This window comes from Pseudanabaena sp. FACHB-1998, from assembly GCF_014696355.1.
In the GTDB taxonomy this organism is placed as follows: Bacteria; Cyanobacteriota; Cyanobacteriia; order Pseudanabaenales; family Pseudanabaenaceae; genus Pseudanabaena.
The window spans coordinates 312,039-334,869 of the sequence record NZ_JACJQA010000003.1 but is presented as its reverse complement, the minus strand read 5'-3'; the positions used below and the strand labels follow the sequence as shown (position 1 = coordinate 334,869).

At 40.9% G+C, this 22,831-nt stretch carries 17 protein-coding genes; 10 read left to right on the top strand and 7 right to left on the bottom strand.

Going from position 1 to position 22,831, the window contains the following annotated elements; all coding sequences use genetic code 11:
* A complete protein-coding gene (locus tag H6F42_RS01925; RefSeq protein WP_190397658.1) occupies window positions 1-3,300 on the bottom strand; it encodes a tubulin-like doman-containing protein in 3,300 nt (1,099 codons plus the stop codon).
* Between the two features lie 274 nt (window positions 3,301-3,574).
* Between H6F42_RS01925 and H6F42_RS01920 the strand changes: the two genes are divergently transcribed.
* A complete protein-coding gene (locus H6F42_RS01920; protein WP_190397657.1) occupies window positions 3,575-3,820 on the top strand; it encodes a type II toxin-antitoxin system ParD family antitoxin in 246 nt (81 codons plus the stop codon).
* 2 nt (window positions 3,821-3,822) lie between these two features.
* Window positions 3,823-4,140, top strand: coding sequence for a type II toxin-antitoxin system RelE/ParE family toxin (locus H6F42_RS01915; RefSeq protein ID WP_190397656.1), 318 nt, complete (start codon window positions 3,823-3,825; stop codon window positions 4,138-4,140).
* Between the two features lie 7 nt (window positions 4,141-4,147).
* Here the strand turns inward: H6F42_RS01915 and H6F42_RS01910 are convergent, their stop codons facing one another.
* Entirely contained in the window at window positions 4,148-5,251 is a 1,104-nt protein-coding gene (locus H6F42_RS01910) for a VWA domain-containing protein (protein WP_190397655.1), read from the bottom strand.
* Window positions 5,252-5,501: 250 nt separating this feature from the next.
* On the opposite strand from H6F42_RS01910, the gene H6F42_RS01905 reads away from it, so the two are divergent.
* The 6 genes from H6F42_RS01905 (at window position 5,502) to purD (ending at window position 14,386) form a co-directional block, all read left to right on the top strand.
* On the top strand, window positions 5,502-6,602 hold the full coding sequence (locus tag H6F42_RS01905) for an ATP-dependent 6-phosphofructokinase (RefSeq protein WP_190397654.1): 1,101 nt from the start codon (window positions 5,502-5,504) through the stop codon (window positions 6,600-6,602).
* Between the two features lie 62 nt (window positions 6,603-6,664).
* Entirely contained in the window at window positions 6,665-7,693 is a 1,029-nt protein-coding gene (locus tag H6F42_RS01900; protein ID WP_190397653.1) for an ABC transporter permease, read from the top strand.
* A gap of 161 nt (window positions 7,694-7,854) precedes the next feature.
* Window positions 7,855-9,594, top strand: coding sequence for a DUF3352 domain-containing protein (locus H6F42_RS01895; protein ID WP_190397652.1), 1,740 nt, complete (start codon window positions 7,855-7,857; stop codon window positions 9,592-9,594).
* Window positions 9,595-9,934: 340 nt separating this feature from the next.
* Complete coding sequence (locus H6F42_RS01890; protein WP_190397651.1) at window positions 9,935-12,253, top strand: diguanylate cyclase; 2,319 nt, start codon at window positions 9,935-9,937, stop codon at window positions 12,251-12,253.
* 177 nt (window positions 12,254-12,430) lie between these two features.
* Window positions 12,431-13,054 carry a chromophore lyase CpcT/CpeT gene (locus tag H6F42_RS01885; protein ID WP_190397650.1) on the top strand — a complete coding sequence of 208 codons (624 nt, stop codon included), beginning with the start codon at window positions 12,431-12,433 and terminating at the stop codon, window positions 13,052-13,054.
* 57 nt (window positions 13,055-13,111) lie between these two features.
* Window positions 13,112-14,386: a phosphoribosylamine--glycine ligase gene (gene purD, locus H6F42_RS01880; RefSeq protein ID WP_190397649.1), complete on the top strand. Its 1,275-nt coding sequence runs from the start codon at window positions 13,112-13,114 to the stop codon at window positions 14,384-14,386.
* Window positions 14,387-14,464: 78 nt separating this feature from the next.
* Here the strand turns inward: purD and H6F42_RS01875 are convergent, their stop codons facing one another.
* The 4 genes from H6F42_RS01875 to H6F42_RS01860 form a co-directional block, all read right to left on the bottom strand.
* Entirely contained in the window at window positions 14,465-14,998 is a 534-nt protein-coding gene (locus tag H6F42_RS01875) for a hypothetical protein (RefSeq protein ID WP_190397648.1), read from the bottom strand.
* A 723-nt stretch (window positions 14,999-15,721) separates the two neighbouring features.
* Window positions 15,722-16,975: a beta-ketoacyl-ACP synthase II gene (fabF, locus tag H6F42_RS01870; RefSeq protein ID WP_190397647.1), complete on the bottom strand. Its 1,254-nt coding sequence runs from the start codon at window positions 16,973-16,975 to the stop codon at window positions 15,722-15,724.
* A gap of 118 nt (window positions 16,976-17,093) precedes the next feature.
* Window positions 17,094-17,330 (bottom strand): acyl carrier protein, encoded by a 237-nt coding sequence (acpP, locus tag H6F42_RS01865; protein WP_190397646.1) that lies wholly within the window; start codon window positions 17,328-17,330, stop codon window positions 17,094-17,096.
* A 328-nt stretch (window positions 17,331-17,658) separates the two neighbouring features.
* A complete protein-coding gene (locus H6F42_RS01860) occupies window positions 17,659-18,498 on the bottom strand; it encodes a glutaminase (RefSeq protein ID WP_190397645.1) in 840 nt (279 codons plus the stop codon).
* Window positions 18,499-18,592: 94 nt separating this feature from the next.
* Here H6F42_RS01860 and H6F42_RS01855 point away from each other — a divergent pair, with 94 nt between their 5' ends.
* Complete coding sequence (locus tag H6F42_RS01855) at window positions 18,593-20,191, top strand: iron uptake porin (protein WP_190397644.1); 1,599 nt, start codon at window positions 18,593-18,595, stop codon at window positions 20,189-20,191.
* A gap of 75 nt (window positions 20,192-20,266) precedes the next feature.
* On the opposite strand, the gene H6F42_RS01850 is transcribed toward H6F42_RS01855, so the two are convergent.
* Window positions 20,267-21,301: an AEC family transporter gene (locus tag H6F42_RS01850; protein WP_190397643.1), complete on the bottom strand. Its 1,035-nt coding sequence runs from the start codon at window positions 21,299-21,301 to the stop codon at window positions 20,267-20,269.
* Window positions 21,302-22,015: 714 nt separating this feature from the next.
* Here H6F42_RS01850 and H6F42_RS01845 point away from each other — a divergent pair.
* Window positions 22,016-22,798 carry an aldolase/citrate lyase family protein gene (locus H6F42_RS01845; RefSeq protein ID WP_190397642.1) on the top strand — a complete coding sequence of 261 codons (783 nt, stop codon included), beginning with the start codon at window positions 22,016-22,018 and terminating at the stop codon, window positions 22,796-22,798.
* Window positions 22,799-22,831: the final 33 nt, after the last annotated feature.

The window sequence follows — 22,831 nt, the reverse complement described above, 5'->3', positions numbered from 1 at the left end:
TTATACGGGGTATCTTTGTTTTATTGCCTCAACTTCTCTATCATATTCTTCCTGATCTATGATTTCATCCTCAAGATCTTTTCTGCATTGTTCGATTTCTTCACGGCGACGCTGACGTGCATTTGTATCTTCTGATGAAGGTTCATAGTTAGTATTTCCAACATCATTAACAAATTCTGCGTTTACAACTGGATCATCTGAAACGGAAGAAGCCAAGATATTTTGTGTGCCAGCACCAGATATAGTTGCTTGACTACTGGCTGACTTATCAGCCACAACTATTTGAAGTTTTCTTCGATACTTTGCCAAGATCCCATCTGTACCGATCAGTTTATCTTGGTAGCGTTTGTTATAGCCATCCTGTAAGCCAGCAATATATTGTTGAAATTGATCAATTTTTGCCATATTGCCAGTGCTTTCTCTATTTCTTGTAGCAGGTTCTCCTAAAGTCTCAGAATCCAACCTATCTTCAAAATCTCTTAGTTCTTCCGTTAAACCAGCTAACAAGTCAGAATCATTTTGAATTGTCTCCATACACTGATCCCAGTTTCCTTCTAGGCTACTCTCCTCCATCCTTAATGATGTTGGACTCCAGTAGTTGAATTGTAATTTTTGCTGGCTGTAGTCACCAAAAGCACCTATTGCTAAACATGGAAAGAAAATCAATTGTAATCTTTCCATATCTTGAAAAGATGGAGGCATAAAGTCCGTAAACTGTACACGCTTGTCTATATGCAAAGGCTTGTTTTGCTGGATTCCTCTTTGATAGTGAAACCTGTAGTTTTGCATACCCTGTAGAATCCTGAGCGGGAATACTCCAAATTCTGTAACTGTAAGAACACGATCTTTTTCATTTAGAGTAACTTCATTGTTGAGGAATCGAGCATTACCAGCCTCATATTTAGAGTCTTTATTTGCTTGATTCCGTGATAGCAAAGTTTTGAACCTTTCACACGCTGGAGTTTGTTCATCCATAAACCCAACGAGCATAAAAGATCTTTGTGTCACATTGAGATCGTGGTAAGGATCTTGTAAAACCATTGGTAATCTGGGTTCCGCCATAGACAAGATTTGACTAAATCTCTGAATTGCTTCAGGTTCTAGTCTTTGATACTTGTCTAAAAAAGCCTCGATTACAGGACGACCAAACGAAATAATTCGATTGCTGAATATTTTTTCCAAAACTTGATCCATTTTCTGGAGAGTAGCTTCCACGGAGACTTGTTGCAATAAATCCACTAAAGAAGTATCAATCTGTAAAGCTCTACATAGCTCATCACTAATCTGCTGATAGTTTAGAAGACGATCTACCTGTGGAATAAGTGCATTTTCAGCATCACTAATATCTTGACTAGTAAATATCGCTTCACCATTTAACTCATCAAGGTTCATTTCTCGTCTATTCAGTTCTATCTCTCGATATTTAAGCTCGATTTCCGTAGCTTTATTCTTGCCAATAATCAGCTTGCTACTGATTGTCTGACAATGAGCAATTAAATCGTCTGTAATGTTGATAGACTGCTTGGAAACAAACACCTTACGATTATGCTCGATTGCTTTGCGGGTTTCCTCTAAATATTTGCGGCAAATAGTCTTAATAGGCTCTTTTTTATCTTTTAGCCCTAGAAAATTAAATTTGCGATTCTCTTCTTCAATTTCAGAATCCATTTGTCGCCAGCGAGACTCTAAAACATCCAGATTTTTCTCTTCGCCAAGTTGCCCAAGTTCACCTTCTAAGCGGCGGCGATTATCGTTGAGATCTTGCAATAATCTGGATACCCATGACTGAGTATTATCAATACTAAAGTTTTCATCATGGGGATTTAGAAGACGCAAGTAAAAATCATTAATGTTTTGAATATATGTTCTGATTGCAGAATCAACTTCCCGCAAGATTTTAGTGAGCCATTCTCCCCGCATAGCGTCATTATCACCAAATTGCACCTTGCGAAACTGACTACGGAAAGTATTTTTTAGCTGAGAACCAATAGATGCAAGATCACTAGGGGTTTTACATTCATTAATTTCTCTCTGACGGCTACTGACCCAGTTAGTCATGATTGAGTTCGCCGTGTTATTACCTTCCAAAGCAATAGCATCCAATTTTTTTCCTGGAAAACCTAAGCGTTGATTGATATCTCTATACCAATCATATTTAGTATAAAAAGTAAGCATCAAACTCGTGATATCTGGTGCTTGACCATAACCAGCTTGCCAGAATTGCATGAGGGATACACTAACCCTAGCAGCAGTGATTTCAATAATTCGATCAATGGGACAGTAAATCTCTGACAAGCCAAATGTTAGGTAATACTGAGGGTTTGGACGAGGATGATTGTCATTTTGTTCTAGATACTGCTTAAAATTAATTCGATTTGCTTTTAGTTGTGTAGCAAATTCACTGGAAAATTCAAGAGCGATTTTCTGGGCAATCAAATTAAAAAGTTTGTTGCTGTCCTGAATTGTATACAGAGGATTACTAGTGTTTCTACCTACTAAAAATGTGTACTTGAATGGAGGTCTATTGCTATGTATATAAGATTCGGGATCATTACTGTCGTAGACAGCAGTGAAAGAGTTATTTCTGGAATAAAAATCTAGTTCCATCAATGCAGCGTAAGCATTTGCTTGTTGATCAAAACCACCTTCAGGCTCTATGGCTAAATAACCATATACCTGAGCATTTGGGTATAGTTTTTGGACTGCATAGGCTGTATCTAGAAAGGTTCCACTGCCAGTTCCACCGTAGAGAGATCCCACGATAAATATATCTATCTCATTATTTATTATCAGTCTCAGATCATTGATTAGTTGTGGAGAAGGATTTCTGGTACCTCTTTCTGCTTCTACAATTTTATTTTTGATTGCAGCATAGTTATGAAAAAATGCTAGTCTCGCAACAGCACGAATCCCACTAGCACCGTTATCAATAGCTTTCGCATTTTCAACGACAGATTTTGGTAGCCATTCGGCAATATGGTTATAAGGGGTGTCAGCGTCAGGATCTCGTAAAGCGTAACGTAGAGCATCAGCATCTGCTGCCCTCATGCCAATATGTACTTTCTCTTGAGCTTTAAGACTAATATCAACCCCACGATGAAAACTACTACCTTTCAATTCGGCATTATCTAAAGAACCACTATCTGTATCAATCTGAACAAATCTCACAATCGGAAAGTTGTCCAAAGACCTGTAACGCTCGACAATCAAACGCCGCAAACGCATAATAGTTTGTAATCCTGTTCCCCCCAGACCAATACAGACAGCTCTTGTCACCCCTTGATATGTTCTTTCAGGCATAGCGAGATATTCCCTTGATAATCTGTAAGCTGCTTAAGTTTTTTATCTTCCCTGTAATTAGGGTAAGTCCGATAATTGTACTATTAATTTCATAAAAAATTAGGTGTTTATGTAAACAGTTTTCAAACCACAAGTGACTAAACTAAAGCAGTTACTCATCAAACACAGACACAGGTAAAAGAAGAAAAAGTACAAGCGATCTTTGTAATCTTACAATTTCAAAATGCTAAAATTATTTGACTAGTAGTACAGTAATTTGCATCTCCAATATTCCATGAATGTTAGCATCCCCATCCCTCAAGAACTTGAAACTTATGTCCAAGTGCAGATTAAGTCTGGAGGTTACAACACAGTTGCAGACTATTTCCTAGCACTTTTAAATCAAGATCGACAAAAGAAAGAAGCTCAAGCAAGATTGACTAGCTTATTGCAAGAAGGTTTAAATTCAAGCTCTGAAGCTGTAACACCAGAATATTGGCAAAATTTACGCTTGTCGGTTTTAGGAACAGAGAATCAGTAAATATGAATTGCATAGTAATTGTCCGCGATCGCGCCACTCAGGATCTAAGACAACAAGCAAATTACATTTTAGCAACTGGAAATCGAGAGGCAGCCGAAAGATTTTTAGAATCTGCGGAATATACTTTTAATCAGTTGGCAATAACGCCTAATATCGGTAAAAACTTACAGCTACCTGATATATCAGCGATTCGTCAATGGCGACTTAAAAATTTCAAGGAATATTTAATTTTTTATACTATTCAAGAACAAAAAGTAGAGATTTTGCGAGTCTTGCATGGCGCAAGAGACTTAGAAAATCTTATAGATTTTTTAGATTAAAACTTTTTTATTTGGTAATTCTTACAAGAAATTCTTTTGGGTTAGAATTTTCACAATTCAACGTTAAAGTAAAATTCTCTTTTAATATTTTTTCTCTTTGTACAATTTCTTGTCCATCAAGAAAAATTTTCAAAGTATCATTTTTACTAGCCTCTAACCAAAGATCCTTGCCTCTTCGCAGAAGATAGCCTCTAATTTCAGAATCTCCACAATCAAAAGGATATTCTCCTAAATTATATCGATTCTTCATTTTCACATTTGGATGCTCATCATTGATAGAGATTTTCCATCCTTTTCGGCTGGCATAAATATGTAAGCCACTCACAATTAATCCTAATAAAACAGCCAGACTACTAATGCCTAAGATGAATGATGGCAGCCATAACTGATTCACTAGATAAGGTGCAACTAGGCAATTACTTTGTCCGCTAGGGGCATAGGTGCAAACCTCTTGAACTGTCGGCGCAATATCAACTACGGTTAATTTGTAATTATCTTTAATTTGGTGCGATCTCTCGGGCTTGTTTAACAGATCCAAACTTTGCAACCAAGCACTTCTGTCCTTACTTTGCTGGGAATTAGCATCTCGAAAAGGACTATTGAGCGGCGTTTCAATCCAATTTTGTTCTGTAGCAGGAGACTGAGTAAATAACGGTGCATCTGTCATCCAGATTACCGATTGACTATAAATCGGTTGTTTAGCAATTAATCTCTCTTGATTCAGTTCTGCTAAACGCTTATAAATTTTCCACTCAGCGTTTTGAATATCTGTGTTGCGTAAGTTAGGATCTGATTCAAAGCTCAAATTATCCAACAGTTTAGTTTTGTCTTCATTAGAACGAATAATTATTGGCTCTTTAGCTAACTTTGCATCATCTATATCAGTAGCAAAATCAATGATGTAAATGCGATCGCCCACTTGTAAAGCATCACGAATAAGCTGTGTAATCCTTGTGCGTCCCTCCTCCTCAATCTTCACACTCTGAGTGCGATCAATGGCTATAACTATCTCCCGACCTTGATTTGAAACCAGTTTAGATACAATTCCCAGACCCAGTTTCTGTTCTGGAGATAATTTTTCTTGTGATGGATAAACTGAATTCGATTTCATGTCTGTACCTAATACAAATATTCTAAAATAACAATCTGCAATTACTATTATGCTAAGTTAAGTTCACAAATATTCAAAAATCCTCACCATATCTTGTCCTATTAAGTCGTGATAATAAATCTGATCGCTGCATACCCTAGGGCGGTTTTGAAATGAGTATTCACTCAAACCAAAAACTAAGAAAGAGTTACGGCGCAAAGTGTCGTCATTCTCTCGGCTTTTACAACTAATAGCAACTAATAGAAGATTTATGACAAAAACTAAGCGTATTGGGATTTTGACGAGTGGTGGAGATTGTGGAGGTCTAAATGCGGTCATTCGGGCAGTTGTGCGCCGCGCTCGCGACTATGATATGGAAATTTATGGCATTAAAGGCGCTACCCAAGGATTGATGAATCGTCCAGTGGAAGCAGAGTTGCTGGATATTAAGAAAGTCTCAGGGATTTTACGCTATGGCGGTACGATTTTGGGAACTGTGAATAAAGGGAATCCATTTGCTTATCCAATGCCCGATGGTTCCATTGTCGATCGCTCTGAGGAAGTGATTGATGGATATCACAAACTGGGATTAGATGCCTTGATCGGGATCGGTGGCGATGGAAGTTTAGCAATCTTGCGCCGCCTTGCCCAGCAAGGGAAGATGAATTTCGTAGCAGTTCCCAAAACCATTGATAATGATCTGGGCGCGACGGAGAATTCTATCGGTTTTAATACGGCTGTAAGCGTGGCAGTGGAAGCGCTCGATCGCCTGACTTATACCGCCATTAGTCACAGTCGCGTAATGATTTTGGAAGTAATGGGACGGGATGCTGGGCATATTGCGGTGAGTGCGGGGATTGCGGGCGGAGCGCATGTGGTGCTGATTCCTGAAATTCCCTATGATCTTGATGAAGTATGCGATCGCCTGATGAATCGAGCATTGCGTGGGTTTAACTTCAGTACGATGGTGGTTGCGGAAGCGGTGAAAACCCCATCGGGTGAGCCTGTGAAATATACCAATAGCCTTGGACAGACCCTTTATGGCGGAATTGGTCAATACCTCGGCGATCAAATTAGTACTCGTACAGGCATGGAAAGCCGAGTCACCATTTTGGGGCATGTGCAGCGCGGTAGTACCCCTTCTCCTCTTGATCGGATTTTGGGTGCAGCCTTTGGTGTAGCCGCCGTAGATCTTATTGCCCAAGAAAAATACGATCGCATGGTGGCTTGGGTCAATCGCGAAGTGATCGATGTGCCAATTAGCGAAGCGATCGCTAAATATAGCGCTGTGGATATTCACGGCACATTGGTACGGACTGCGGTTGGTTTAGGAACTTATGTTGGAGAAATTGATAAATTGCTACCTTCTTAATGAATAATTAGGGTTGCACGGCTTAGCCCCGCAACCCTAATTTATCTAGCAAATTCTTGCCTATGTCTAGTCGCATCAAAGCACTCTTTTACTACATAACAGCACGATTGATGCTTGCGCCGATCATGCTGTGGGCGATCGCTTCCGTAGTATTCCTGCTCATGCGGGCTACTCCCGGCGATCCCATTGATGCGATTTTGGGTCCTCGCGCCCCCGAAGAGGTAAAGGTTGCCCTGAGAGAACAAGTGGGACTAACAGGTTCTCTTTTGTCGCAGTATTTAGGATATATGCAAAATTTGATGCGATTTAATCTAGGTAAATCCATCAGCACCAAAGAGCAAACTGTTTGGCAAATCATTAAGAACTTTTTTCCAGCCACTGCGGAATTGGCAATTTATGCCTTAATTGTGGCGCTAATTGTCGGCTTAACCATAGGTATTATTGCCGCCTTACGACCTAACTCTAAATGGGATGTGGGCGGAAGGCTTTTTGGCATTGTTACCTATTCCTTGCCGCTTTTTTGGGTAGGGATGATTTTGCAATTGGTGTTTTCGGTGCAATTGGGTTGGCTCCCTATCGGTACAAGATTTCCCGCCAGTGCCGAGCCGCCAACTACGGTATTTGGACTATATACCATTGACTCATTGATGAAGGGTGATTGGAATAATCTCTGGACGAGTTTTCAATATCTGATCTTGCCTGCGACCAGTTTAGGGATAGTCATTAGTGGCATTTTTGAGCGCATCGTGCGGGTAAATTTACGGCAGACACTCCTATCTGACTATGTGGAAGCGGCAAAGGCTAGGGGTATTAAACCTAGTTCAATTCTGTTTAATCACGCCCTTAAAAATGCGATGATTCCCGTGATTACGATCCTTGGTTTGACCTTGGCTTCGATGTTGGGCGGTGCGGTATTGACTGAGGTAACTTTCTCTTGGCCGGGGCTAGCTAACCGATTATTTGAGGCGATCGTCGGTCGCGATTATCCTGTGGTACAGGGGATTGTGGTGTTTTTTGCAATCATTGTCACGATCGCGAGTATTCTCGTAGACATTATCAATGCATGGATCGATCCGAGGATTCGCTATTAAATTCCAGATGTTTTTAATAATTCGCATTGCGAGTTACTAAAAAAATTTGGGTTTTGATTAGGGCTGCGCCGTAAAATTAAGAACCAATATATTAGATGGCAGGGCAAAGCCGCGCCATCTAATATATTGAATTCCTCATAGCTGTTGTTGGTACTTCTGGGATGAAAATTAAACCTGTTTTTGTAGGAATTGCGGTAATCGGAGCTTTGTTATTAGTACTGAGCTTCAGCACTTTGGCAAAGGTATTTGCGGCAAATCCCCGTGATTTGTTGACAGGCGTTAAGGCGCAGCCCTTAGCAACCAAGTTATTACCAAAAAAATCGCCTTTATTCCTATCATTTCTAGTTGATCCCGACAAATTAAGCTTGTTTACGCAATTGGCAGCGCAACCAAGCGATCGCGGTGATGTGCGCCATGAAATCGCTAACCTCAAACAGCAATTAAAACAAAACTGGCTACTTGACTATGAGGAAGATATTCAGCCTTGGCTTGATCAAGAAATCACCCTAGCGGTCACGGATATCGATCTAGACCACCAGCCCAAAAATGGTTCCCAAACAGGATACTTACTGGCTTTTGCGGCTAAAGATATAGCCATCGCTCAAAGTAGCATTGATGCTTTTTGGCAACGCTTAGCGGTCAATGGCTCAGATATTGGATTTGAGCAATATCAAGACACCTCAATTTTAAGTAGCGCCAACGAAGATCAGCCCGCGATCGCAGGTACGATTTTGGGTAAATTTGTCCTTTTTGCTAATGACTCGCGGGTAATTAAAGAGGCGATTAATCTCTACAAAGTTGATACTAAGTCCGCCTTAGCGAATGTGGCAAACTTTGGCGATCGCCTAGCGCAAATTAATACAGGCAAGATCGGCGTAGCCTATGTCAATTTGGCGGAACTAGATCAAACCTTGCCGCAAGAAAGTCTATTATTGAGCTTCGGTTTAGACAAGTCAGGAATTCGTGCCAAAACTCTATTTAGTCGCGAAGCAATTACTTCAGATAGTTCAGAAAGTTCAGCTAGTTTAGATAATTTAGAGATAGAAGAGACAAAATCTAGTCCTGATCTAGCTACTAAAGCAAAAGCTGTTAAAAAGACAAACTTCGATATTGCCAAAAATATTCCATTAAGTAGTTCTGTAATTATTGGCAATAATCTCGCGCAAACCTTGCAAGGTATCAATAACTCCCTCTCGCCCGACCTTCAGAAATTATTAGTCCAAGCGATCGCCCCCCTTCCCTTTAATAGTGATGCTCTTAAGAGTAATCTTTTCGCATGGGCGCAGGATGAATACGCGATCGCCCTTTTGCCGCCAAATAATCTTCATAAAGCAACTCAGGATAAAGCCAATCAAAATCGAGAATGGCTGATTGTTGCCCCAGTCAAAGATGCTCAAGCTTCTAAAACTGCGATCGCCGTCTTAGACAATCAAGTACGCAACCAGCTTACAGTTGGCGAAATATCCCTTAAAAATCAACCTATAACGGTTTGGACAAAACTTACGGCTAACAGTCTAAATACTGCCAACACGGAGAGCGTCGCGGGAGTAATAGTCGCTGCCCACGCTCAAACCAACAACTATATTTATCTATCCAACTCGCTTTCAGCATTGGAATCGGCTCTAAATCTTAAAGGTAATCAAGCGATCGCCACCTCTAAGGAATTCAAAACTATTGCTAAAAAACTACCAAAAGATCGACAAATCTACGGATATATTGGTGAATCCGCTGATTTATTAAACTTAACGAATAATTTGAGCAGTTTATTAATAAATGAGCGAATTTCTCCAATATTTAATAATTCTCTATCCTCAGCAATTTTCCAACATATTAATATCTTAAGTTTTGCCGATAGTAGCTCTAATGTACAGAATGGTGAACTTTTTATCTTTTTTAAATAATTATGGGTAACATAGTTGAGTGAATTAGACGAAGACTAAAGTAAAGATTCTGCCATTTAATAAAAGAGTAAATTTATTGGATGGGGGTGAACTTTAACGCCAAAAATCTGATTTTGATTTTATGAAGCGTCCCTAATCATAAAATCAAAATTACAATGCTTTGCGTCTTCTTAAAACCTAGATAAATTTTTAAAAAGCTTGCGAAAAAATCTCTTTGAAAATTTATCTCTAATACCCAAAATCTAAATAGCCTGTATTAACCGAAATATCAGTTTTTATTTCAGCCTAAAGTGCTGAGGTAGGGACACGATAAGTTTAATTAATTTCCAAAAACTAAACTATGGCAGTCAGTCGTCCATTAAGTCGGGCTTTATTGTGTAACATTCCTCTAAGATGGACGATGTTCATTCCCTTTGCGTTGCAGTTTTTTGTCTGGATATGTTTAGTAAGTAGCGGTTCTGAGAATTACCGTAACCATTTTTTGTTTTTTGGCGGTTTCTCACTGCTGTTATTGATAATGTTTGCTATATCGGTAAACCGCTTCATTATCGAACCAATTTTACATCTAAAGCATAGTTGCGAAGATCGCTGGAAATTGGCGATGCAGGCAAGTAATGATGGCATTTGGGATTTTGATTTCATCACCCAGCAAAAGTTTATTTCGGAACGTTGTGCAGAAATTCATGGCTATGACTTTTGGGAAATCGCAACTATTGAGCAATGGTTAGCATTGATCCACCCTGACGATAAACAGGAGGTGATCAAGGCTTTTCAAAAACATATAAAGCGTGAAGTTCCGCAATATATCGCTGACTATAGATTTTTGTGTAAGGATGGTCGCTACAAATGGCTATTGGATCGTGGTCAAGCAATTTGGAATGATCATGGAAAGCCAGTGCGGATAATTGGCTCACTTACGGACATTAACGATCGCAAGCTTGCCGAACAAGCTTTACGTCAAAGCGAAGCTCGCCTCAAGGCTTTTTTAGATAATGCTCCTACACCAATTACCATCAAGGATTTGGAAGGAAATTATATTTCTGTCAATAATGAATTTACCTATTTGGTACAGTTACCAGAGACAGCGATTTTAAATCAAAAAGACTATGATATTTTCCCTAAACACAACGTCCAAAATGTGCGTAAGCAGGAACTACAGGCTATTTTTGAGGAAATAGCCGTTAGTTTTGAAGAATCCGTTCCTCTCCCCGACGGTTTACATACTTTCTTTATCACTAAATTTCCATTGCTAAATGAGAATAATAAGCCCTATGCTGTCGGTGGAATTTATTTAGATATTAGCGATCGCATCCGTGCGGAATTAGAACTAGCCTATAGCCGTGAACTTAGAGAAGTAATTTACAATGATTCTGCTGATGCAATTTTTTTAGTCGATCCGCTTAGTCTGTTGGTTTTTGATTGCAATCAAAGGGCTGTGGCTATGTTTGAAGCAGATAGTAAGGATGAATTGCTGGGAATCGAAGGTCAAACCTTACAAAAGTATCGCTTTACCGAAATAGAATTGAACTCTATCAATGAACAAATTCAAGAATATGGCTTTTGGCATCGCGAAATGGAATATATCACCAAAAAAGGTAATCATTTTTGGGGAAATCTCGCAGTTAAGCAAATTAATGTCGCAGGCAAGGAAATCAATCTCGTTCGGGTCACCGATATTAGCGATCGCAAACGGGCTGAAGCTCTAATTCAGGAAAATGAAGCCAGATTTCAAAAAATCGCCAATACTTCTCCAGAATCTATTTATATTATGGTGCGTTATCCTGATGGAACTTATCTATTTGAATATGCTAGCGCCGCCACTGAAGAACTACTAGGAGTGAATATTGCTTATTTACTCAATCGTCCCAATCCCCACTATGAGTTGTTTCATCCCGACGATATCGCAGGATATGAAGAAGCCATCACCAAAAGCTTAAATTCGATGCAAACCTTTAACTATGAATGGAGAATTATCACTCCTCAGAAAAAAATCAAATGGATCAAGACTCAGGCTTGTCCAGAGTTACGCTCAAATGGAGATATTGCTTGGTATGGCTTTGCGATCGATATTAGCGATCGCAAAAAAGCGGAAATCACTCTCGGAGAAATCGAAGCAAATCTAAGACGAGCCAATCAAGAACTGGAACGCTTGGTTAATATTGATGGCTTAACGCAAATAGCCAATCGGCGTTGTTTTAACGATCGCATTATCACGGAGTGGCAGAGGCTTTATCGCGAACAGCAACCTTTAGCTTTATTATTGTTTGACGTTGATTATTTTAAACACTACAACGATCACTATGGACATCAGGCAGGAGATGAATGCTTAGTGAAAATTGCTCAAGCTGTCCAAAATCTAATTCAACGCCCTGCCGATCTGGTGGCTCGTTATGGAGGGGAAGAATTTATGGTGATTTTGCCCAACACAGATATCTCTGGAGCGATCGCCGTAGCCCAACGGATTCATCAGGGTATTAAGGGCTTAAAAATATCGCATTTATACTCTGAGGTGAATGACATGGTTACGGTCAGTCAAGGCGTAGCCTCTGCAATTCCCGATTTAGAGCGATCGCCCCATACCTTAATTAAAAATGTCGATTTAGCGCTCTATCAAGCCAAAAAGCAAGGACGCAATCAGTCCGTTGTATTTAAGCAATAATCTCTTACTTGTTGCCATTCTTGTTAGTACCCAAAACCAGAAGATGAGTTGCGGCGCGAAGCGCCGCAACTCATCTTTTGGTTTTGGTTTGTACTGGCTAACTCTTGCTTTGCTATACAATTGGCGACAGATTATAAATAAAAGCGTTTAACCAAACATTTAAGCACCCCATTTAATATGACAGTTTTAACCAGTCCCACCGATGTCTATATCCTTTCCCAATGGCTAGCAGGTGATCACAGTAATTGGGAGCAAGCGATCGAAAACCCACCATTCTTTGCTCATATCCGTGTAGGTATCCGCGCCCTACCTAATCCCATCACCCCTGAAGGTGTATGGCTCTATCTCGAACAAGCCTATGACTATGAGCTAAATCATCCCTATCGCACCGCAGTCTTACATCTGATCTATAAAAACGATCGCATCGAGATGATTAATTACAAACTCAAAAATGCTACTGAATTTTTTGGAGCTAGCCGCGATCGCGATCGCCTTGCCAAAATTGATGCTGAGGCGATCGATCAACTGCATGGTTGCACCCAATGGGTATACCGCGCCGATCATCAAACCTTTAAAGGCAGTGTGGAATCAGGCAAAAAATGCTGCATCAATCGCAAAGGCGTAGATACCTACCTCAGCATTGAGTTTGAAGTCACCGAAAAAACCTACAGCAGTCTTGATCGTGGTTACGATATCGTCACCGATGAAATGGTCTGGGGTTCAGTCGCAGGAGCCTTTCAATTTACTAAAAAATTCAGCTTTAGCGATGAAATTCCACTAGGATCTACTCCTCAGGTATAATAAGTTGCTGATAAATTAGATTTACAGCAAAACTAGTGTGAGTATTATAGGTGTAATTTGAAAGTCCTCGTAGTTGGCAGTGGCGGTAGAGAACACGCCCTAGCTTGGAAACTTCTACAATCTCCAAATATCGATCGCGTCTTTTGCATTCCGGGCAACGGTGGCACAGCAACCATGCCCAATTGCCAAAACGTATCCCTTAGCATTGATGACTTTGAGGGAATGTTGCGATTTGCCCAAGTTCAAGGTGTAGGTTTTACCATAGTTGGTCCCGAACTGCCATTAGCGCTAGGCATTGTCGATTATTTCCAGGCTGCCGAAGCGCTAATTTTTGGCCCTACCCAAGAAGGAGCGCAAATCGAAGCTAGCAAGTCTTGGGCAAAAACGCTCATGCAAGAGGCGAATATCCCCACTGCTGCTAGTGCCACCTTCCAAAGTCTCGAAGCTGCCCAAGCCTATGTGCAAACTCAGGGCGCACCAATTGTGATCAAAGCCGATGGTTTAGCCAGTGGCAAGGGGGTCACCGTGGCAATGACCATTGAAGAAGCGATCGAAGCCCTCGATCGCATTTTTGCGGGACAATTTGGCTCCGCAGGCGAAACGGTGGTCATAGAAGAATTTATGACAGGGCAGGAAGTCTCAGTTCTTGCCTTCACTGACGGCAAAACCATTCGTCCTCTAGTCCCTGCCCAAGATCACAAGCGCCTTGGCGATGGTGATACGGGACCGAATACTGGTGGAATGGGAGCCTATGCGCCCGCCCCACTCGCCACGCCTGAGTTAATGGCAAAAGTGCAAACCCAAGTCCTCGAACCAACGATCGCCGCTCTCAGGGCAAGAGGCATCGACTATCGCGGTTGCCTCTATGCGGGCTTGATGGTTACCCCTGAGGGGGAACCCAAAGTGGTGGAGTTTAACTGTCGTCTAGGCGATCCTGAGACTCAAGCCGTGTTGCCATTGCTCGACAGCCCTCTGGATGAGTTGCTACTCGCCTGTGTAGAAGGAAGGCTTGCCGAATTACCACCTATCAAATGGAAAAATCAATCCTCGGTATGTGTGGTCATGGCAGCAGGGGGCTATCCTGACAAAGTTGAAATTGGTCAATTTGTCACAGGTATCGGCAAATCCGAAGATATTGGCGCATTTGTGTTTCAGTCAGGTACGAAGCTCAAAAATAATGCCCTTGTCACCAATGGCGGAAGGGTTTTAGGTGTTACCGCTTTAGGTGATGACATTCGCAATGCAATTACGAATGTTTATAGCGCCGTTGATTTTATCGCCTACGACGGTATGTATTTCCGCAAGGATATTGCTAGCAAAGCAATTACTTAAAGATAAAAAAGGTGTTCCCACAGGGAACACCTTTGGTAGTCGAATTGATAGGCGGCGCGAAGCGCCGCCTATCAATTCTTAATCAGCCATGCTGAGATTGACGGTAATCGTCAATTTTAGAGACGAATCAGTACTGGAATCATGGATCTGTTGTAAATAGTGATTAATAGGGCGATCGCCAATTGGCTCAGTTAAAACCCGTGATAACAACTGTAATAATTTCGCCGCACCATTACTAATTTCCTGACTAAAGGAATCAGTACTAATGGGCAAATTGACAGGGCTAGCAACCATCGGAGCTATATTTGCATAGGACATATTAGAACTAATATTAGAACTAGTATTACCAGCCTGTAGCGATCGATTGCTGTAGCGACGTAGCACCACTTGCAAATTATTTTTAGTCACGCGATCGCCAAAAGCATCTGATAGTAATTGCCACAATTTGTACCCCACATCGCGAATGTAAGCAGCATCATAACCTGCTTGTTCGGCAATTTCTGAATAGGTCTTACCATCCCAAGTTTGGCGAAAAATTGCCTCTTGAATTGTACTGAGACTCTTATTTCCCAAAACAGAATCTACGATATTGAGTGCGTCATCAATAGTCATCGTTTTCCCTCACAATCCACTAAGTTATTATTAATTATTCCTGCCTAGATTCCATCTCTAAAAAACTAACGAGTCAGAAAAATATTTTTTGACTTTTATGCAAATTATTGTTTTAAGTTATTGATTTTAACTTCTTGTTTTAGATTGGAACTTTCTACCTAAATCTCCATCTAGTTAGACAAATAAACATCCAGTTTATACTCAACACATCAAAATACTATTGCCAATCCAAAAACTAAAACCAGTAAAAAACAAGTACTAAAACAAATATTAAAATTAATTGCACAGTTTGTAATTACTCAACACCCATCCGTTCGACTCGTCAGAAATATTTAGATAGTAAGCTAGAGAATAAAATAGAGAACTAAATGTTTTCTATGTTTTTTAAGTTAGCACAGTTTATTTAAACTTGTTATGCAAGGCAATTGTATAGATGTAAACCTCAAAAACAACTATTAGCATGGTTTTCAGGGAATGTCTTGTTTTTTTGATCTAGCGCAAACTTGTTTTTCACGATAAAGATTCTGATATTTAATGACAACAATCAAGACATAAACAAACAAGTTATTGGAACAGAAAAAGTCTGTTCTTTTTTTCTAGCATTTTCTGACAAATTCTCAAAAAAAAGAAAGAGGCGGCACAAAGTACCGCCTCTTTCTTTTTTTAAGGAGGTGCTTTGCGCCGCCTCGAAATATACCAGCAGCGCATTGCGCTGCCCTATTTCTACTGATACTTCTTAAATACAAGGGTCACATTATGACCACCGAAACCAAAGGAATTAGAAGTCGCCACATTAATTGTCATGGGGCGCGACTGATTCGCTACATAATCCAAATCGCATTCAGGATCAGGATTCTCTAAGTTCATGGTTGGGGGGGCAATATCGTTATGAATTGCCAAAACCGTAGCCACAGCCTCAATACCACCCGAACCGCCGAGTAAGTGACCAGTCATTGACTTAGTAGAGCTAACCGCTACTTTATAGGCGTGATCTCCTAAGACCTTCTTAATCGCCTTAGTCTCAGTCTTGTCATTTGCCGCCGTACTTGTACCGTGAGCATTGATATAGTCCACCATCTCAGGCGTAATCTCAGCATCCTTCAGCGCTAGGGACATCGCCCGAATTGCTCCTTCACCGTCAGGGGATGGTGATGTCATGTGATAAGCATCGCAAGTACAGCCATAACCAACGATCTCGGCATAGATTTTTGCTCCACGCGCTAGAGCATGATCGAGATTTTCGATGATCAAAATCCCTGCACCTTCACCCATCACAAAGCCATCACGCTCCTTATCAAAGGGACGAGAAGCATGGGCGGGATCATCATTGCGTCGAGACATGGCTCGGGCGGAAGCAAATCCTGCAAAACCTAAAGGCGTAATTGCTGCCTCAGTGCCACCGCAGATCATCGCCTGAGCAAAGCCACTTTGGACTAAACGAAATGCATCGCCGATCGCATTGGAACCAGCCGCGCAAGCAGTCACCGTGCAGGAGTTAGGTCCCTGTGCGCCCGTGTGAATCGCCGTCAAACCTGCCGCCATATTCCCGATCATCATCGGAATCATAAATGGACTACAGCGAGATGGTCCTTTAGTACGAATGATTTCATGCTGATCTTCCAGCACTTGCAAACCACCAATTCCAGTACCTAGCAAAACACCAACTTGAGCCGCATTAAGTGGCGTAATTTCGAGATTAGCATCACGTAATGCTTGGATACTGGCACTTACACCAAATTGGGCAAAGCGATCCATGCGACGTGCTTCTTTGGCAGGGATATAGGTAAGTGGGTCGAAGTCCTTAACTTCGCCACCAACACGACACTCATGATCGGTAGTATCAAAGCGAGTAATTTCTGTAATGCCGTTTCTGCCATCGACTAGACCTTGCCAGTATTCTTCGACCGTGTTACCGATCGGTGTGATTGCACCTAGTCCAGTGACAACGACGCGAGAGAGGGGCTGAGGGTTTTGCATTTCGTTTGGAATCAGTATGTCAAAAATTTTATGATTTTAAGATTAGGCGAGAAGATTCGGCTAGAAAATAAAAGCCTTGTTGCGTTGAGCAACAAAGCTTTTAACTAAAAACAGTTGCTTAAGCAGCTTGTTTCTCATCAATGTAGTTAACTGCGTCTTGAACAGTGGCAATTTTTTCTGCGTCTTCGTCGGGGATTTCAACGCCGAATTTTTCTTCTAAAGCCATAACTAGTTCAACGGTATCGAGAGAGTCAGCGCCAAGGTCGTTAGCAAAGCTAGCTTCAAGCTTAACTTCGGCTTTATCAACGCCTAATTGGGATGCAACGATCTCTTGAACTTGCTCAAAGGTACTCATTTACTTAATCTCTACTTGTTAACCAAAAACTTTTTAGCGTTTTTCATTTTATCGGATAACGGTAGCTGTATATACACGATCGCTAAGAATACCGATTCCAAAAATAGTAATAAGTATTTGGGCGTAATAATCAAGACCAAACCAAAAGCTGTGGCGCACGCTGCGCGTGCGCCACAGCTTTTGGTTTTTAATTGCGCCTAATTGCCAAAGAGCAAGGGCGACAAGAAATGCCGCTATTGCTTTTTGGGGGTTGAATTTCTAGCGATCGCCACTGAATCTATCGCAACCCTATCATTTGTAGATTTTTGGGTGTGCTTTCACAAACCATTCAGGATTGCGCTACTAACTGATGGATTAAAAATAAGCTTCCGACGGAATTGCCGATCGCATCAAGGGCGGGACTATAGCAAGCGATCGCCGCCACATCTGGCACAACTGACAGAATTGCCCCACTAACACTAGATTTAGAGGGTAAACCAATATCTTGTGCAAATTCTTCAGAAGCAGCATACATTCCACATTTTGTCATGATTTCTAAAACTATCGGAATATATGCTGATCGCTGTGTATCTACTAGCAAAACTCCAATTTTGGCTAAATCTTCAACATTGCCTCGTAAACAACAAATTTCTTCGTAAACCGCTAGAGCTTGCTCAGGATTAGAAATTAAGCCTAATGCTTGCAAACGATCCGCGATCGCCAAATTACGCCGATTAACCACCGATCTGACCGAATCGAGCATTGCTTGATCGAGGTATAAACTTGCATTTGAGCGATGATTTAGCCAATTTTGCAAAATCTTTGAAGATGCCAGTAGGGATGAGAGCGCGATCGCCCCACTATTTAACATCGGATTACGAGGCTTTCCCTCTGGGATCGCATTAAATGCTTCTTGGCTAGGCAGGCGATCGACTAGGCGAAAAACCTGCTCAAAACCCATTGTTTCTAATAAATACAACAACAAAAATGGCTTAATTACACTCATTAAAGGAAAGGTAAGTGTAATGTCACCAGCCGCTTCCGATTTACTTGCTTGTGGGTGATGTATAGCGATCGCGATCGCCTGTGGATCAACTTGAGCCAGTAAAGGAATATAGCTAGGCAATTTTCCTTTAGGTGTTTCTTGTTTTGCTAACTCTAGCCATAGAGGCAAGTTTTTTTCACGCATAGCATAGATTGATATATCAGCCAAATATTCCTTTGACAAGTAAGGCTAACAGACTTACGCTTATAAATTAGGTGTATAAGAGGATAAGTTTAGGATGTTTAAGCTCAAAAGTTCACTTAGTGCTGTAGTTAGTCTTTCTCTACTATCGACAGCCACATTATTTCCCAGTCTAGCCCAAGCTGAAACCTCACCATCTTTAACGAATAGCGATCCCTACAAGGCTATTGAATTAAAGCAAGAAACGCAAACAACAGCACAAAATGTTACCTCAGTATCTCAACTCAGTGATGTAAAGCCCACAGATTGGGCTTTTACGGCTCTACAGTCACTAGTTGAACGTTACGGTTGTATTGCAGGTTATCCCGATCGCACATATCGCGGCAACCAAGCAACCAGCCGCTATGAGTTCGCCGCAGGTTTAAATGCTTGTCTAGACAAAATTAATGAAATTATTTCCGCAGGGCTAGCTGACAAAGTTAGCAAAGAAGATTTAGCAACTCTGCAAAAACTTCAAGAAGAATTTGCCTCGGAGCTAGCAACTTTACGTGGTCGTGTTGATGCTCTCGATGCCAAAGTTAGTAAGCTCGAAGCCCAACAGTTTTCCACCACCACTAAGTTAAGAGGTGAAGCAATTTTTGGAGCAGTTGCTGCATCTGGTGGACCAACAAATGATCGCTCTAATGTGATCTTTGGCGATCGCGTTCGTCTCCTATTTGACACTAGCTTTACAGGCAAAGACTTACTGAGAACCCGTTTTGAATTTGGCAATCTGCTTATTGGTGGTAATGGGACGGCTGGCACAATTGCTAACACCCTCGGCACGAATACATCTAGAGTTGGTTTTGCTTCAGGAAACGCCGCAACTGCCAATGTGGCAAATATGAACTTGCTGTTCTATCGTTTTCCTGCCTTTGACGGTAAAGCTACCTTCTTTGCTGGTCCCATTGCCGCGCCCGATGACTTCTTCACCCAAATCACCCCCTTTGCCTCCAGTGGTCAAGGCTCCATTTCCAGATTTGGACGCTTCGATCCCTTCTTCCGCATTGGTGGTACTAGCACCCTCATCGGCGTAGATTACAAATTTGATGACAAGGTAAATCTGCAAGTTGGCTATAGTGCTGGCAGTGCTGCTACAGCCGCAGGTGATGGCGGTCTATTCGGTGGAACTACTTCGATCGCTGCTCAATTCCTCTTCAAAATTGCTAGCAACTTTGATACATCGATCGCTTACGCTAACACCTACTTACCTACAGGTAGTCTTAATACAGGACTTATTAATAGTACTTCAGGTGTAAATAGTGGCGAATCTCTAGGCTCAGCAAGTAAATCCAATTTGCTATCAGGTAACTTGGTATGGCGGATTAATCCCTCAATTACCTTCAGTACTTCGGGTACAGTGATTTTTGTCGATACAGTTACCGCAGGTGCATCTCAAACCTTTACCACTTGGATTGCTGGATTTAACTTCCCGAATCTCTTCACCGAAGGCAGCAACGGTGCTGTTCTATTTGGTCAACCTCTCAAGCGAAATGATGCTAGTGCTACTCCCTATCATTTAGAACTGTTCTATCGCTATCAACTCACCAAGAACATCAGCATTACCCCCGGGGTATATTGGGTATTTAATCCTGAAGGGCTTAGCGCCAATCAAACCGCCACTGTCGGTCTACTTCGTACAACCTTCTCTTTCTAGTCCAAAAGATAAATGGCGACTTAGCGTCGCCATTTATCAATATTCAAAAAAAGGATGCACTTTGTGCATCCTTTTTTACATTCCAAATAACCACATCCATAGGGGAATCGTAAATAAGATCAAGACCGAACCTAGCGCCACCGTAGTAATTGCTAAATCGCGATCGAGTCCATATCGCTCCGCATATAGAGTAGTTACAAAGGCAGGAGGCATTCCCATTAACAAAACTAGTAATAATCGAGGGGGACCAGTAACACCAAAAAACATTAATCCAGTTCCCACAACCAAAGGAGTCAGCAACATCTTAATAGATAGGCAAGTTAGCCCCTGTTTGAGATTCTTTAATGATGTAAGTCTGCTCAGTTGTAAACCTATCAAAATCAAGAAAGAATTAATTACAAACCAAGCTCCTGATTGAAAAAGCTGATCCACAAAAGTAGGTAAAGTCAAGGTTTTAATATAAGCACCAATCACAAAAGCCCATAATGACGGATTTTTGATAACCGTCATCACTGGCCCCACCCATCCTTTAATTCTTTCAGCAGAGCCATAATAAGCGGCGAGAGCAACCCCAAAAATCTGCACGCCAATGGAAATACTCAAATCGTAAAATAGTCCCCAAGCAAAATATTCGGCTCCCACTAGAGTCAAAATAACGGGAAAGCCTAAAAAGCTAGTATTGCCGACCATCATCGCCAATAGGAAACTTCCCTGTGTGGGTCTACTCCAATTACTAGTGAGAACGAGTTTTCCATTGTCTATATAATCTACGCGCTCATGCTCTTGACTTTCCTTGACGGCTAATCCCCTAGAAATACTTTTTAAGCGTTCGTCAGATAGACCCAAATCAATCCAAATCCAAGCAAGTCCCGCCCCTACTAACAAAGCCGTCCAAGCGGAAACAGGGGCGATCGCCATATAACCAGACAACGAAGTTTTTCGCATGAAGGCAACCACACTAAAGGGTGCTCCCACGAAAAACAAAAACTTACTAAGATAGCCAGTAAAACCCTTGGGTATTATAAACTTACCTAAAATAAATCCTGCCATTACCCATCCAATGAGTCTGGTATAGAGATTAATTAATGGATTATCTAGGCTAAGTTCCATGAAAATTTAAGTCAAGATACATGATTGAAATTGTAAGCCTAGAAATGCGAAACAACAATACGCGAGAATACTGCTGTTGATTACACAAGGCATAGGGATAGACATTTACAGCAATTTTTGATTAAGTGAACCACAAAAGATTTTTGGAAAGTGTTACAAACCAACACTTTCCAAAAATCTTTGGATTTTGGTTGGAGCGCGATAAAATTACTTGAAAAAAGTTTTTCATAATTTGCTGTGTTAACGTGACAATATAAGCAGCAGCTAGGGGCTTCATTTTCGCTTAACTTTATAAAATTAAGCAAAAACACTAAAATTGGTATCCTAAGCATCTAAAATGTGCTTTTTTAGAAGGTATACACAATAAAATGCTGATTTTTTCTTCTTTATTACTATGTAAGAATTTTCAAAGGATCATATAGTAATTCTGTATTTAGTAGAGTACATCTGTTCTTTGCTGATTTTGGGATTTATCGGTTGCTAAATGTTACTTACCCAAAAAATTGGCGTTAAGTAGCTAAGCGAAATTAAATATAAAATCCCCAAACCTGTGGCGCACGCGCAGCGTGCGCCACAGGTTTTGATTCTGGGTTTTTAATTATGCCGAGCTACTTAATTATTAAAACGAAAATATAAATCACTCTATCCCATAACCTGCGGAAGAGAACTTTATATAAGGCAAATTCAAGATTGAAATAGATGGTGATTTAATCAATGAATTCTCTAGAAAATCGCATGGTAGAACTTCTTTCAGAAATGAAGGAAAGGTATTATGTAACGGGAGTGAAGGCTGAATTTGAAGCAGAAGGAACTCGTATAGATGAAGCTATGCGCCTTAAAGAAATTGCTTTGAGATCGGGATTGAGTTTTAATCTAAAAATTGGTGGCTGTGAAGCCATTAGAGATCTTTTTGACGTGGCTAAGTTAGGCGCTGAAAGAATTATTGCGCCCATGGTAGAGTCAGGTTACGCCTTACAGAAATTTATCAATTCTACGAAAAATCATTTAGCAGATCAGAATGTAGAATTTTTCGTGAATATCGAAACTATTACTGCCTGTAATAACTTTGATAAAATGCTTGAAATCCCTGAAATCAGTTCTTTAAATGGGATTGTCATTGGACGAGTAGATCTATCTGGTTCCTTAGGTTTAGATCGCAGTTCTATTGATCATAATCAGACTATTCTGGACTTGTCTTTACAAATAGCTGCTAAAGCAAAACAACTGGGGCTAAAAGTCGTAGTTGGCGGTGCAATTACGGCTAATTCTTTGCCATTTTTACGCGCTTTTCCTGCGGGTCATTTGGATCGTTATGAAACTCGCAAAGTGCTTTTTAGTTGTCCTGAAGCTTTAGAAAATCCCCCTGTGGCATTTAGTAAAGCCATTGAGTTTGAGTTACTCTGGTTGAAGAATAAGAAAAATTACTACGGTAAGATTTTCTCGGAAGATGATGCTCGGATTGCCATGATCGAGAAAAGATTAAACATTCCAAACTAGTAAGGACTTTAAAAGCACAAAATGGCTACGGTC

What these genes read in the sequence shown, in the direction of transcription:
- H6F42_RS01925 (WP_190397658.1), bottom strand. Translation starts at nt 3,300, where the DNA reads ATGCCTGAAAGAACATATCAAGGGGTGACAAGAGCTGTCTGTATTGGT.
- H6F42_RS01920 (WP_190397657.1), top strand. Translation starts at nt 3,575, where the DNA reads ATGAATGTTAGCATCCCCATCCCTCAAGAACTTGAAACTTATGTCCAA.
- H6F42_RS01915 (WP_190397656.1), top strand. Translation starts at nt 3,823, where the DNA reads ATGAATTGCATAGTAATTGTCCGCGATCGCGCCACTCAGGATCTAAGA.
- H6F42_RS01910 (WP_190397655.1), bottom strand. Translation starts at nt 5,251, where the DNA reads ATGAAATCGAATTCAGTTTATCCATCACAAGAAAAATTATCTCCAGAA.
- H6F42_RS01905 (WP_190397654.1), top strand. Translation starts at nt 5,502, where the DNA reads ATGACAAAAACTAAGCGTATTGGGATTTTGACGAGTGGTGGAGATTGT.
- H6F42_RS01900 (WP_190397653.1), top strand. Translation starts at nt 6,665, where the DNA reads ATGTCTAGTCGCATCAAAGCACTCTTTTACTACATAACAGCACGATTG.
- H6F42_RS01895 (WP_190397652.1), top strand. Translation starts at nt 7,855, where the DNA reads ATGAAAATTAAACCTGTTTTTGTAGGAATTGCGGTAATCGGAGCTTTG.
- H6F42_RS01890 (WP_190397651.1), top strand. Translation starts at nt 9,935, where the DNA reads ATGGCAGTCAGTCGTCCATTAAGTCGGGCTTTATTGTGTAACATTCCT.
- H6F42_RS01885 (WP_190397650.1), top strand. Translation starts at nt 12,431, where the DNA reads ATGACAGTTTTAACCAGTCCCACCGATGTCTATATCCTTTCCCAATGG.
- H6F42_RS01875 (WP_190397648.1), bottom strand. Translation starts at nt 14,998, where the DNA reads ATGACTATTGATGACGCACTCAATATCGTAGATTCTGTTTTGGGAAAT.
- fabF (WP_190397647.1), bottom strand. Translation starts at nt 16,975, where the DNA reads ATGCAAAACCCTCAGCCCCTCTCTCGCGTCGTTGTCACTGGACTAGGT.
- acpP (WP_190397646.1), bottom strand. Translation starts at nt 17,330, where the DNA reads ATGAGTACCTTTGAGCAAGTTCAAGAGATCGTTGCATCCCAATTAGGC.
- H6F42_RS01860 (WP_190397645.1), bottom strand. Translation starts at nt 18,498, where the DNA reads ATGCGTGAAAAAAACTTGCCTCTATGGCTAGAGTTAGCAAAACAAGAA.
- H6F42_RS01855 (WP_190397644.1), top strand. Translation starts at nt 18,593, where the DNA reads ATGTTTAAGCTCAAAAGTTCACTTAGTGCTGTAGTTAGTCTTTCTCTA.
- H6F42_RS01850 (WP_190397643.1), bottom strand. Translation starts at nt 21,301, where the DNA reads ATGGAACTTAGCCTAGATAATCCATTAATTAATCTCTATACCAGACTC.
- H6F42_RS01845 (WP_190397642.1), top strand. Translation starts at nt 22,016, where the DNA reads ATGAATTCTCTAGAAAATCGCATGGTAGAACTTCTTTCAGAAATGAAG.